Origin of the sequence: Burkholderia sp. AU19243, from assembly GCF_018148075.1 — a bacterium.
GTDB classification, from domain to species: domain Bacteria; phylum Pseudomonadota; class Gammaproteobacteria; order Burkholderiales; family Burkholderiaceae; genus Burkholderia; species Burkholderia latens_A.
This window is the reverse complement of the sequence record NZ_JAGSTV010000019.1, coordinates 21,627-34,548: the sequence shown is the minus strand read 5'-3', so window position 1 is coordinate 34,548 and position 12,922 is coordinate 21,627. Positions and strand designations below refer to the sequence as shown.

Genomic DNA, 12,922 nt, shown 5'->3' with positions numbered 1-12,922 from the left:
CGCGCAGGCCCTCGACGCGGTATGCTCTCCCCTTTCCGCGGTGACAACCGACGGAACGCAGGATCGAAAAGCGTAACGATGGAGATGCAGCATGAAATTCGACGTGGCGATCGTCGGCAGCGGCCTCGCGGGCCTGTCGGTCGCACTGAACCTGGCCGACACGCGGCGTGTCGCGCTGATCGCGAAACGTTCGATGATGGAGGGTGCAAGCGACCACGCGCAGGGCGGCATCGCGGCCGTCCTCGACTCCGCGGACAGCATCGAGAATCATGTCGACGACACGCTGGTCGCCGGCGGCGGGCTATGCGATGAAGGCGCGACCCGCTACATCGTCGAACACGGCCGCGAAGCGATCGAATGGCTGATCTCGCAGGGCGTGCCGTTCACGAAGGACGACGCCGCCGAGCTTGGCTTCCATCTGACGCGCGAAGGCGGCCACAGCCACCGCCGGATCATCCACGCGGCCGACGCGACCGGCCATGCGGTACTCGCGACGCTGTCCGAGCGCGCGCGCCAGCATCCGAACATCACGTTCTTCGAGAACCACCACGCGATCGACCTGATCACGTCGGACCGTCTCGGCCTGCCCGGCCGCCGCTGTCACGGGCTGTACGCGCTCGACGTCGACAACGACCGCACGATCACGATCGAGGCGCCGCACACGGTGCTCGCGACCGGCGGCGCCGGCAAGGTCTACCTGTACACGACGAACCCGGACACCGCGACCGGCGACGGCATCGCGATGGCGTGGCGCGCGGGCTGTCGCGTGTCGAACATGGAATTCATCCAGTTCCACCCGACCTGCCTGTTCCATCCATATGCGAAGTCGTTTCTGATTTCGGAGGCCGTGCGCGGCGAAGGCGGCTTGCTGAAGCTGCCTGACGGCACACGCTTCATGCCCGCGCACGACTCTCGCGCGGAGCTCGCGCCGCGCGACATCGTCGCGCGCGCGATCGACTTCGAGATCAAGAAGCGCGGGATCGACTGCGTATATCTCGACATCAGCCATCAGCCGGAAGCTTTCCTGCGCGAACACTTCCCGACGATCCACGCGCGCTGCCTCGAATTCGGCATCGACATCGCGAAGCAGCCGATTCCGGTCGTGCCGGCCGCTCACTATACGTGCGGCGGCGTCGTCACCGATCTCGCGGGGCGCACCGACCTGGCTGGCCTGTACGCGGTCGGCGAAACTTCGTACACCGGCCTGCATGGCGCGAACCGGCTCGCGAGCAATTCGCTGCTCGAATGCCTGGTGATCGGCCGCGCGGCCGCCGAGGCAATCGAGGCGGCCGGCTTCGACGCCGAAACGCCGAAGGCGCTGCCCGCATGGGACGAAAGCCGCGTGTCGGATGCGGACGAGGAAGTCGTCGTCGCGCACAACTGGGACGAACTGCGCCGGCTGATGTGGAACTACGTCGGCATCGTGCGCACCGACAAGCGTCTTGAACGCGCGAAGCACCGGTTGTCGTTGCTGCGCGACGAGATCCACGAGTACTACGCGAACTTCCGCGTGACACGCGACCTGCTCGAGCTGCGCAACCTCGTCGACGTCGCGACGCTGATCGTGAAGAGCGCGTACTCGCGCCGCGAAAGCCGCGGACTCCACTACAGCCGCGACTGGCCGCACACGCTGCCGAAGGCGCTGCCGAGCGTGCTTACGCCGCGCTCGCGCCGCTGAGCGGCACGCCGTTCGCGGCGGCCGCCGTCGAATGAAAAAAGCCGCTGGCGTTTGCGCGCCAGCGGCTTTTTCGTCAGATGGACGAGATACGATAAACGCTCAGTCGACGATTCGCATCGAGTAGTCGGTTGCGCGCACGTCCTTGGTCAGTGCACCGATCGAGATACGGTCGACGCCGGTCTCCGCGAACGTGCGAACCGTGTCGAAATTGACGCCGCCCGACACTTCGAGCACGGCTTTGCCGGCCGCGACCCGCACCGCTTCGCGCATCATGTCCAGCGTGAAGTTGTCGAGCAGCACCGACTGCGCGCCATGCGCGAGCGCCGTATCGAGCTGCGCCAGCGTCTCGACTTCGACCTGCACGGGCACGCCCGCTTCGAGCGCGAACGCCGCATCGAGCGCTTCGCCGACGCCGCCTGCTGCGGCGATGTGGTTTTCCTTGATCAGGATCCCGTCGTACAGCGCGAGACGCTGGTTTTCGCCGCCGCCGACCCGCACTGCGTACTTCTGCGCGAGCCGCAGCCCCGGCAGCGTCTTGCGCGTATCGAGGATCTTCGCGCGCGTGCCTTCGACGCGGTCGACGTAACGGCGCGTCGCGCTCGCGACGCCGGACAGCAGTTGCAGGAAGTTCAGGCCGTTGCGCTCCGCAGTCAACAATGCACGCGCCGGCCCATCGAGTTCGCAGACGATCGAGTCCGCCGTCATCCGGTCGCCTTCGCGATAGTGCCATTTCACGACGATCGACGGATCGATCCGCGCGATCACCGCTTCGAACCACGGCACGCCGCACAGCACCGCTTGCTCGCGCACGATGATGCGCGCACGGCGGCGTTCGCCGGCCGGCACGAGGCGGCCGGTCTGATCGCCGGGGCCCACGTCTTCCGCGATCGCGTCGGCGACGTTGCGGGCGATCGCTTCGTCGAATGCCGCACCGTATTGCGCGCGGACGGCTTCGAACAACGGAGAAACCGCGCTGGTCATGCGGCCCCCACGTTCGCGAACAGTTGCTGGTCGCGCTGCAGATCGCCGCTGGCTTGCACGCGCTTCTTGTGTGCGGCCGCGAAATCGAGCATCCGGTCGATCGGCACGCGCGCGCGCACGCCAATCGCGGGATCGACAAAGATTTCGTTGTGGCCGCGCTCGAGCACGTCGGCGAGGTTCGCGAGACCGTTCATCGCCATCCACGGGCAGTGCGCGCAGCTCTTGCAGGTCGCGCTGTTGCCTGCGGTCGGCGCGGCGATGAAGGTCTTGCCAGGAGCCGCGAGCTGCATCTTGTGCAGGATGCCGAGGTCGGTTGCGACGATGAAGTGTGTCGCGTCGAACTTCACGGCTGCGTCGATCAGCTGCGTGGTCGAGCCGACGACGTCCGCCTGTGCGACCACGTTTTCCGGAGACTCCGGGTGCACGAGCACCTTCGCATGCGGATATTCGGCGCGCAGCAGGTCGAGCTCGATGCCCTTGAATTCGTCGTGGACCAGACATGAGCCCTGCCACAGCAGCATGTCCGCGCCGGTTTTCTTCTGGATGTAGCTGCCGAGATGGCGATCGGGAGCCCAGATGATCTTCTCGCCGCGCGCGTGGAGGTCGGCCACGATCTCGAGGCCGATCGACGACGTGACCATCCAGTCCGCGCGCGCCTTCACGGCAGCGCTGGTGTTTGCGTAGACGACGACCGTGCGGTCCGGGTGCGCATCGCAGAACGCGGAGAATTCGTCGGCCGGGCAGCCGAGATCGAGCGAGCAGGTCGCATCGAGATCGGGCATCAGCACGCGTTTGCCGGGGCTCAGGATCTTCGCGGTTTCGCCCATGAAGCGCACGCCGGCGACGACGAGCGTCTGCGCGTCGTGATCGCGGCCGAAGCGGGCCATTTCGAGCGAGTCGGCGACACAGCCGCCGGTTTCGTCGGCGAGTTCCTGCAGTTCGGCATCCACGTAGTAGTGCGCGACGAGCACGGCCTTCTCACGTGCGAGCAGCGCCTTGATGCGCGCCTTCAGCGCGGCGCGTTCTTCGGCCGATGGCGCATCGGGCACCTTCGCCCATGCCTGGCCGACGCCACAGACGGTTCCTGCCGAGACCGGCCGGTCGTACTCGACGGATTTGATCGTCGATTGCATCTCCATATCTCCTGTCGGCCCAAGTTAGTGCTTCAGCACTTACTTGGGCCCCATGCTTCGCGGTCGGCCAGAGTTGGCGCTTTAGCGCTTACTCGGGTCCCATGCTACGCGGTCGGCCCAAGTTGGCGCCCGAGCGCTTACCGCTCCGATCCCACGCTTCGCGGTCACTGACCGCCCCAAGCCTCATACGAATTCCGGCACGTCCGATTCCACAAAAAACCGGCCGCCGAAATGAAAAAACCCCGCCAACGCGGGGTTTTTGACGTCCTGAGATTCTAATCGATTTCGAATCAGGCGTAGCGGCGCAGGCGCATCGCAAATTCCTGCAGCGCCTTGATGCCGCTTTGTTCCGCGCGGTGGCACCAATCCTGCAATTGGGCAAGCAGCTGTTCGCGCGACGCAGTCGAACGATCCCAGATCGCGGCCAGATCCTGGCGCAGCTGGAAATACGTCTGCAGCTTCTGGCTGTTCGCGAAAATCTCGGGCAACAGCTTCTTCTGCGGCTCGTCGAGGCCGTCGGCATCCTTGTGGAACCACTTGCGCGCGCTGCGCATCAGCTGGTACTTCTCGCTCGAACCGAGCTCCTTCAGATGCGCGAGCTCCTGCCGGTACGCACGCTTCACCGCCTTGCCGTAGCGCGCCATCACTTCGTAGCGGTTCGACAGCACGGCCTGCAGCGTTTCCTGGTCGAGCACCGTCTTCGGCTTGTTCAGACGCGGCGTGGGCGCAACCTTCTTCACCTTCGCCAAGCCGAACGCCGACATGATGCGGATGTACATCCAGCCGATGTCGAACTCGTACCACTTGTTCGACAGCTTCGCGGACGTCGCGAACGTGTGGTGGTTGTTGTGCAGTTCTTCGCCGCCGATCACGATGCCCCACGGGAACAGATTCGTGCTCGCATCGGCCGAGTTGAAGTTGCGGTAGCCCCAGAAGTGGCCGAAACCGTTCACGACACCGGCGGCCCAGAACGGAATCCACACCATCTGCACGGCCCACACGGTGAGGCCGAGCACGCCGAACAGCGCGACGTCGATCACCATCATCAGGCTCACGCCGAGGATCGGATACTTCGAGTACACATTGCGCTCGATCCAGTCATTCGGCGTGCCGTGGCTGAACTTGCGCATCGTTTCTTCATTCTTCGCTTCCGCGCGATACAGCTCGGCGCCTTCGAGGAACACCTTCCAGATGCCGCGCGTCTGCGGGCTGTGCGGATCTTCCTCGGTTTCGCACTTCGCGTGGTGCTTGCGATGGATCGCGGCCCACTGGCCGGTCAGCATGCCGGTGGTCATCCACAGCCATGCACGGAAGAAGTGGCTCGCGATCGGATGCAGCTCCAGCGCACGGTGCGCCTGGCAGCGGTGCAGATAGACCGTCACGCCGATGATCGTGACGTGCGTGACGGCCAGCGCGAACAGCGCGACCTGCCACCAGGAAAAACGCAGAAGCCCGTGGGAAAGAAAATCGAGCAGGGAATTCAACAAGGCAGTTACCTGTGGTGAGAGCGACGCCGGCGCAGGCCGACGTCATAAAAATGAAAGCATACCGCGTGTAGACCGAAATTTTACTTCAACCGTTCCAAGTCTTTGTAAAAAATGAATATTTTCTTGTCATGACGCAACGCCGATAGTCCATCGGCGGACCCGCAAAGGCCCCCGATCCGGTTCTGGCCGCCCAGCGGCTGCCTGCGGGCCGCGCGAGCGCGCGAATTGCCCGAATCGCCCGCGCGTTCGGCGCCGCCGGCCGCCGCTACGCGGCCGAAGCCCGACCGCGAGCCGCGCCGTCGCCGGCCGCGGGCACCCCTTCCGCCACCACGCCGGTCGCGGCAAAGCCCTCCGGCAGCCCGACCACGCGGACTTCGCGCTGCGGGAACGGGATCGAGACCCCGTGCTCGCTGAAGAGGCGCCAGATGTTGCGGTTCACCGCCGAACGCACGCCGGACGTACCCTTCGCCGCGTCCTCGATCCAGAATCCGAGTTCGAGATCGATGCCGTCCGCGCCGAAAGCGACGAGGTACGGCGTCGGCGCCGGCTCCGTCAGTACGCGCGGCACGCCGTCCGCAGCTTGCGCGAGCAACGCAAGTGCCTGCTCGACATCGCTGGTATAAGCAACCTGCACCGCGACCTTCGCATAACCGCGCGTCAGGTATGACGACTGGTTCTGCACTACGTCGGTGATCAGCTTTTCGTTCGGAATCAGCGTCTCGTTGCCGTCGAGACCACGCACCACCGTGTAGCGGGTGCGGATCTGCGTGACGACGCCCTGCAGCCCGCCGACGCTGATCGCGTCGCCGAGCCGCAGCGAGCGGTCGAGCAGGATGATGAAGCCCGACACGTAGTTGCTTGCGATCTTCTGCAGCCCGAAGCCGAGGCCGACGCCGACCGCGCCGCCGAACACGCCGAGCACCGTCACGTCGATCCCGACGAGCGAGAGCCCGATCAGGATCGCCGCGAACACCAGCAGCGCGCGGCCGACCCGCGACAGCACGACCTTCAGGTTCGCATCGAGCGTGGTAGCGCGCGTCAGGCGCTCTTCGAGCACCGAGCCCAGCCACATCGCGACCATCAGCGTCACGCACACCCAGAGCGCGCCGGAAATTACCGACAGCAGCGTCAGATGCGCGTTGGCGACGCGAAACTGCACACTGTCGAGCCAGCCGAGCACGTCGCGCTGAATGCCCAGCACGGTCAGCGCCATCGCGATCCACACGACGGTCGACACGATCTTCTCGACGATCGACAGCCATGCGTGCGTGTGCCCGTCGCGCGCAAATACGCGCCGCGCAAAGAAGAACAGCACGTAAATCAGCCCGATACCGAACAGCGGCACAAGCGCGAGCGACAGCAGCGACGTCGACATGAACGGATCGAACGCGAATTGCGCGATCCCCACGAAGACGCCGCCGAACAGCGGGAACAACGCGCGCTTCAGGCTGTGCGCACCTGCGCCGGGCGCGCGCCCGGCAGCCCGGCGGCGCGCGTCGATGCGGCCATGGACGAAGCGCGCGGCCACCCACGCGAAACAGAGCGCGCCGACGAGCACCGCCGCCTGCCAGATCATCACCGGCTGGTGGAAATCGCGGATCACCGATGCCAGCCGGTGCGACAGCAGGCGGCTCTGCAGATTCTCCATCGTCCGTCCCGACCGTCGTTACTGCGCGCGCCGCTCGAGCACCGCGGCGAAGAAGCCGTCGGTTGCATGGCGGTGCGGCCACAACGACAGGTAGTCGCCGGTCTCGAGGGCGATGCGCTGGTCGGCCAGCACCTTCTGCGCGGGCACCAGCACGAAGTCGGGGTGATCGGCGAGGAATTGCTCGACGATCGCCTCGTTTTCGGCGTCGAGCACGCTGCAGGTCGCATAGACGAGCCGGCCGCCCTTTTTCACGAGCCGCGCGGCGCTCGCGAGGATCGACGCCTGCTTCGGCGCGAGCTCGTCGATCGACGTGCGCGTCTGACGCCACTTCAGGTCCGGGTTGCGACGCAGCGTGCCGAGGCCGCTGCACGGCGCGTCGACCAGAACGCGATCGATCTTGCCGGCAAGCCGCTTGATCTTCGCGTCGTGCTCGCTGTCGATCAGCACCGGGTTCACGTTCGACAGCCCGCTGCGCGCGAGGCGCGGCTTGAGCTTTGCGAGCCGCTTTTCGGATACGTCGAATGCGTAGAGCCGCCCGGTCGAACGCATCATTGCGCCGAGCGCCAGCGTCTTGCCGCCGGCGCCCGCGCAGAAATCGACGACCATCTCGCCGCGGCGCGGCGCAACGAGCGAGCACAGCAGTTGGCTCCCCTCGTCCTGCACCTCGATCTGGCCTTCCTCGAACAGCTTCAGGCGCGTGAGCGCCGGCTTGCCGACCACGCGCACGCCGTTGGGCGCGAACGGCGTCTCGCCCGCGTCGATGCCGTTCGCGCGGAGCGCGTCGATCACCTGGTCGCGCGTCGCCTTCTGCACGTTCGCGCGCAGGTCGAGCGGCGCCGGATAGTTGAGCGCGGCGGCGAGCTGCGCGAGTTCCTCGGCGTCGAAACGGGCCGACAGCGCCTGGTAGATCCAGTCGGGCAGGTTCGTGCGCACGCGCACCGGCAGGCTCGCCGGATCGATCTTCGACACGTGCTCGAGCCACGCGGCTTCCGTCTCTGACACGAACGGCTTCAGCGCGTTGCGGCCGAGCGTCTGCATCAGGCCGAGCAGCGTGAGGCGCCTCGCCGGGCTGCCCGTGCCGCTCTCGGCGAGATGCGAAAACTCCATCTTCCGGCGCAGCACCGCGAACACCGCCTCGGCGATCACGCCGCGCTCCGCATGCCCGAGCTTCGGATGGGCGCGGAAGAACCGGCTCGTCGTTGCGTCGGCGGGGCCGGCGAACTTCAGCACCTCGGCGAGCAGGGTTTCGGTCTGGCCAATCAGGAATCCGTGCAGCTTCATACGCCCTCGTTCGTTTCGGTTTGCGGTTGATCCGCGAAAATCCAGCGCGCCTCGCCCGGTGCGACCACGGCGCGGCCGTCCTCGAGACGCAAGCGCCCTTCGACGAACCACCGCACCGCGCGCGGATACAGCACGTGCTCGACCGCCAGCACACGCTGCGCGAGCGCCGCCGCGTCGTCGCCCGCGCGCACGGGCACCGCGCCCTGCGCGACGATCGCGCCGCTGTCGAGTTCGGGAATCACGAAATGCACGCTCGCGCCGTGCAGCGCGACGCCGGCATCAAGCGCCTGCTGGTGCGTGTGGATGCCCTTGAAGCTCGGCAGCAGCGACGGGTGGATGTTCAGCAATCGGCCTTCGTATCGTCTGACGAATGCGGGCGTAAGGATGCGCATGAAGCCGGCGAGCACGACGAGATCGGGCGCGAAGCGGTCGATCTCGGCGGCGAGCGCCGCGTCGAAGCTGTCGCGGCCATCGAACGCTCGATGGTCGACCACCGCGGTCGCCACCCCGTGCGACGCGGCAAAAGCCAGGCCGGCCGCGTCGGGCCGGTTGGCGATCACGGCGGCGACCTCGGCCGGCCAGCGTTCCTGCGCGCACGCGCGGACGATGGCCTCCATGTTGCTGCCGCGACCGGAAATCAGGATCACGAGTTTTTTCATCCGCGAATTTTACCATTCGCCCCCGCGTTTCCCGCCTTCTCGGCCGCCGGGCCGCCCGAACGTTTATAATCTTCTGCTTTGCGGCATCCCACCGCCCATTCCCCGACGCTGCATCCGCTATCGTGAAAGTCTTCCGCGGCCTGCCCAATGCCGAGAGCCGCGCGCCGTGCGCGCTGACGATCGGCAACTTCGACGGTGTCCATCGCGGCCACCAGGCCCTGCTCGCGCGCGTGCGCGCGGCAGCGGACGCGCGTGGCCTGCCCGTTTGCGTGATGACGTTCGAGCCGCACCCGCGCGAATTCTTCAATCCGGCCGGCGCACCGCCGCGGATCGCGATGCTGCGCGACAAGCTCGAGGCGCTGCGCGACCACGGCGTCGACCGCGTCGTCGTCGAGCACTTCAACCACACGTTCGCGAGCCAGTCGCCGCAGGCGTTCGTCGAACGCACGCTGGTCGGCGGGTTGCACACGCGCTGGATGATGGTCGGCGACGATTTCTGCTACGGCGCGAAACGCGCAGGCACGTTCGACACGCTGAAGGCAGCGGGCGAACGGTACGGCTTCGAAGTCGAGCAGATGGGCACCGTCGCCGGCAGCGACGGCACGCGCATCTCGAGCTCCGGCGTGCGCGCGGCGCTCGCCGCGGGCGACCTCGACGCGGCCGCGCAGGCGCTCGGCCACGGCTACCTGATCAGCGGCCACGTCGCACACGGGCTCAAGCTCGGCCGCGACCTCGGCTTTCCGACGCTGAATCTGCCGATCGCCCACAAGCGTCCGGCGCTCAAGGGCATCTTCGTCGTCCAGGTGCACGGCCTTGCCCCTACCCCGCTGCCGGGCGTCGCGAGCCTCGGGCTGCGGCCGACCGTCGACGATTCCGGCCGCACGCTGCTCGAAGTCCACCTGCTCGACTGGCACGGCAACGCATACGGCAAGCTGATCCGCGTCGAATTCCTGAAGAAGCTGCGCGACGAAGCGAAGTTCGACGATCTCGAAGCGCTGTCGCGCGCGATCGCACTCGACGTCGCGAATGCGCGCGCGTACTTCGCGGAGCGCGACCGCGCGCCGGGCAGCAGCGCGACCGGCTTCGCGACGTCGGCCACCGACCGAATTAGCTGATCCGGCCGGCGGCGCCCCGCGCCGCGCCCTCGCGCCGCCGACACGCGCGCATCCCCGATTCACGACGCACGAGCGTCCCCCGATTTAGATAGCGATCCCATCATGAGCAACAAGAAAGCCGATTCGAAACCGCAGGCCAAGTATCCGGTCAACCTGCTCGACACGCCGTTCCCGATGCGCGGCGACTTGCCGAAGCGCGAGCCGCAGTGGGTCAAGGAGTGGGAAGAGCGCGGCATCTACGAGAAGATCCGCGCGGCCAGCAAGGGCCGGCCGAAGTTCATCCTGCACGACGGCCCTCCGTATGCGAACGGCGACATCCACCTCGGCCACGCGGTGAACAAGATCCTGAAGGACATCGTCGTGAAGTCGCGCAACATGGCCGGCTTCGACGCGCCGTACGTGCCCGGCTGGGATTGCCACGGGATGCCGATCGAGATCCAGATCGAAAAGCAGTTCGGCAAGTCGCTGCCGGCCGCCGAAGTGATGAGCAAGGCGCGCGCATACGCGACCGAGCAGATCGAGAAGCAGAAGGTCGGCTTCAAGCGCCTCGGCGTGCTCGGCGACTGGGCGAATCCGTACAAGACGATGAACTTCGTAAACGAAGCGGAAGAGATTCGCGCGCTCGGCAAGATCATCGAAAAGGGCTTCGTGTATCGCGGCCTGAAGCCGGTGAACTGGTGCTTCGACTGCGGCTCGGCGCTCGCCGAGGCGGAAGTCGAGTACAAGGACCGCACCGATCCGACGATCGACGTGATGTTCGCATTCGCGGAGCCGGAAAAGACCGCGCAGGCGTTCGGCCTGGCGGCGCTGCCGCGCACCGACGGCGGCATCGTGATCTGGACCACCACGCCGTGGACGATTCCCGCCAACCAGGCGCTGAACCTCCATCCGGACATCGTCTACGCGCTGGTCGACACCGAACGCGGGCTGCTGATCATCGCGCAAGAGCGCGTCGAAGCGTGCATGGCCGACTTCAAGCTGACCGGCCGCGTCGTCGCGACCGCGCCGGGCGTGAAGCTCGCGAACCTGCGCTTCCACCACCCGCTCGCGTCGGCCCACCCCGGCTACAAGCGCACCGCCCCGGTCTACCTCGGCGACTACGTGACCACCGACACGGGTACCGGCGTCGTGCACTCGTCGCCTGCGTACGGTATCGAAGACTTCGTGTCGTGCAAGGCGCACGGAATGACCGACTCGGACATCATCAACCCGGTGATGGGCGACGGCCGCTACATCGAATCGCTGCCGCTGTTCGGCGGCCTGTCGATCTGGGACGCGAACCCGAAGATCGTCGACGCGCTGAACGCGGCCGGCTCGCTGCTGCGCAGCGAGAAGTACACGCACAGCTACATGCACTGCTGGCGCCACAAGACGCCGATCATCTACCGCGCGACGTCGCAGTGGTTCGCCGGCATGGACGTGACGCCGCGCGACGGCGGCAAGACGTTGCGCGAAACAGCGCTCGAAGGCGTCGATGCAACCGCGTTCTACCCGTCGTGGGGCAAGCAGCGCCTGTTCAGCATGATCGCGAACCGCCCGGACTGGACGCTGTCGCGCCAGCGCCAGTGGGGCGTGCCGATGGCGTTCTTCGTGCACAAGGAAACCGGCGAGTTGCACCCGCGCACGCTGGAACTGCTCGAGGAAGTCGCGAAGCGCGTCGAGCAGTCGGGCATCGAGGCGTGGCAGTCGCTCGATCCGCGCGAACTGATCGGCGACGACGCGAACATGTACGAAAAGAACCGCGACACGCTGGACGTGTGGTTCGACTCGGGCACGACGCATTGGCACGTGCTGCGCGGCTCGCACAAGGATCAGCTGCAGTTCCCGGCCGATCTGTACCTCGAAGGCTCGGACCAGCACCGCGGCTGGTTCCATTCGTCGCTGCTTACCGCATCGATGATCGACGGCCGCGCGCCGTACAAGGGTCTGCTCACGCACGGCTTCACGGTCGACGGCGAAGGCCGCAAGATGAGCAAGTCGCTCGGTAACGGCATCGATCCGCACGAAGTCGCTAACCGCCTCGGCGCGGAAATCATCCGCCTGTGGATCGCGTCGACCGATTATTCGGGCGAACTCGCGATTTCCGAGGAAATCCTGAAGCGCGTGACGGAAGGCTATCGCCGGATCCGCAACACGCTGCGCTTCCTGCTCGCGAACCTGTCCGACTTCGACTTCGCGCAGCACGCGGTGCCGGTCGACGAATGGCTCGAGATCGACCGCTACGCGGTCGCGTTCTCCGCGCAGTTGCAGACGGAACTGCTCGGGCACTACGAGAAGTACGAATTCCACCCGGTCGTCGCGAAGTTGCAAACGTACTGCTCGGAAGATCTCGGCGGCTTCTATCTCGACGTGCTGAAGGACCGCTTGTACACGAGCGCGCCCGATTCGCGCGCGCGCCGCTCCGCGCAGACCGCGCTGTACCACCTGACGCAAGGGCTGTTGCGCGTACTCGCGCCGTTCCTGTCGTTCACCGCCGAAGAGGCGTGGAAGGTGTTCCAGCCGACCAGCGACACCGTGTTCACCGAAACCTACTACGCGTATCCGGAAGTCGCCGGCTCGGCCGCGCTGATCGCGAAGTGGGCGCTGCTGCGCGAAGTCCGCGGCAACGTGACGAAGGCGCTCGAGGAAGCGCGCACCGCGAACCGTATCGGTTCGTCGCTGCAGGCCGAAGTGGCCGTGCATGCGAGCGGCGCGCGCTACGATGCGCTGACCAGCCTCGGCGACGACCTGAAATTCGTGCTGATCACGTCGGCGGCGACTGTCGTAAAGGTTGACCACGAAGCGCAGGAAAGCGTCGACGTGGCCGCGTCGAAGTACCAGAAGTGCGAACGCTGCTGGCACTACCGCGACGATGTCGGCGCACATGCCGATCACCCGACGCTGTGCGGCCGCTGTTTCTCGAACCTGTTTGAAAACGGCGAAATCCGGAGCGCTGCTTGA

General features: G+C 66.3%; 9 protein-coding genes. 3 read left to right on the top strand and 6 right to left on the bottom strand.

Translation table 11 applies throughout. The features are described from left to right. The first annotated feature begins 91 nt into the window (after window positions 1-91). The gene (gene nadB, locus KDW55_RS26155) at window positions 92-1,678 is read left to right on the top strand and encodes an L-aspartate oxidase (RefSeq protein WP_212148883.1); all 1,587 of its coding nucleotides are present in this window, start codon (window positions 92-94) and stop codon (window positions 1,676-1,678) included. 99 nt (window positions 1,679-1,777) lie between these two features. Here the strand turns inward: nadB and nadC are convergent, their stop codons facing one another. The 6 genes from nadC to purN all read right to left on the bottom strand — a co-directional run bounded on the left by nadC (window position 1,778) and on the right by purN (window position 8,867). Continuing rightward, window positions 1,778-2,659 (bottom strand): carboxylating nicotinate-nucleotide diphosphorylase, encoded by an 882-nt coding sequence (gene nadC / locus KDW55_RS26150; RefSeq protein ID WP_040141522.1) that lies wholly within the window; start codon window positions 2,657-2,659, stop codon window positions 1,778-1,780. Continuing rightward, window positions 2,656-3,792: a quinolinate synthase NadA gene (nadA, locus tag KDW55_RS26145; RefSeq protein WP_069241992.1), complete on the bottom strand. Its 1,137-nt coding sequence runs from the start codon at window positions 3,790-3,792 to the stop codon at window positions 2,656-2,658. The genes nadC and nadA overlap by 4 nt, the downstream gene beginning before the upstream one ends. Window positions 3,793-4,082: 290 nt before the next feature. Then, on the bottom strand, window positions 4,083-5,279 hold the full coding sequence (locus KDW55_RS26140) for an acyl-CoA desaturase (protein WP_040141524.1): 1,197 nt from the start codon (window positions 5,277-5,279) through the stop codon (window positions 4,083-4,085). Between the two features lie 265 nt (window positions 5,280-5,544). Continuing rightward, complete coding sequence (locus KDW55_RS26135; RefSeq protein ID WP_209824533.1) at window positions 5,545-6,927, bottom strand: mechanosensitive ion channel domain-containing protein; 1,383 nt, start codon at window positions 6,925-6,927, stop codon at window positions 5,545-5,547. Between the two features lie 18 nt (window positions 6,928-6,945). Next, window positions 6,946-8,208: an RsmB/NOP family class I SAM-dependent RNA methyltransferase gene (locus tag KDW55_RS26130; protein ID WP_040141528.1), complete on the bottom strand. Its 1,263-nt coding sequence runs from the start codon at window positions 8,206-8,208 to the stop codon at window positions 6,946-6,948. Continuing rightward, window positions 8,205-8,867, bottom strand: a complete 663-nt coding sequence (gene purN, locus KDW55_RS26125; protein ID WP_040141530.1) for a phosphoribosylglycinamide formyltransferase — start codon at window positions 8,865-8,867, stop codon at window positions 8,205-8,207. Before purN ends, KDW55_RS26130 begins: the two co-directional genes overlap by 4 nt. Window positions 8,868-8,989: 122 nt before the next feature. Here purN and KDW55_RS26120 point away from each other — a divergent pair, with 122 nt between their 5' ends. Both KDW55_RS26120 and ileS read left to right on the top strand, forming a co-directional pair. Next, window positions 8,990-9,982, top strand: coding sequence for a bifunctional riboflavin kinase/FAD synthetase (locus tag KDW55_RS26120; RefSeq protein ID WP_040141532.1), 993 nt, complete (start codon window positions 8,990-8,992; stop codon window positions 9,980-9,982). Between the two features lie 102 nt (window positions 9,983-10,084). Further along, window positions 10,085-12,922, top strand: coding sequence for an isoleucine--tRNA ligase (gene ileS / locus KDW55_RS26115; protein ID WP_212161559.1), 2,838 nt, complete (start codon window positions 10,085-10,087; stop codon window positions 12,920-12,922).

Coding starts and splice junctions, on each gene's coding strand:
- nadB (WP_212148883.1), top strand. CDS start 92: ATGAAATTCGACGTGGCGATCGTCGGCAGCGGCCTCGCGGGCCTGTCG.
- nadC (WP_040141522.1), bottom strand. CDS start 2,659: ATGACCAGCGCGGTTTCTCCGTTGTTCGAAGCCGTCCGCGCGCAATAC.
- nadA (WP_069241992.1), bottom strand. CDS start 3,792: ATGCAATCGACGATCAAATCCGTCGAGTACGACCGGCCGGTCTCGGCA.
- KDW55_RS26135 (WP_209824533.1), bottom strand. CDS start 6,927: ATGGAGAATCTGCAGAGCCGCCTGCTGTCGCACCGGCTGGCATCGGTG.
- KDW55_RS26130 (WP_040141528.1), bottom strand. CDS start 8,208: ATGAAGCTGCACGGATTCCTGATTGGCCAGACCGAAACCCTGCTCGCC.
- purN (WP_040141530.1), bottom strand. CDS start 8,867: ATGAAAAAACTCGTGATCCTGATTTCCGGTCGCGGCAGCAACATGGAG.
- ileS (WP_212161559.1), top strand. CDS start 10,085: ATGAGCAACAAGAAAGCCGATTCGAAACCGCAGGCCAAGTATCCGGTC.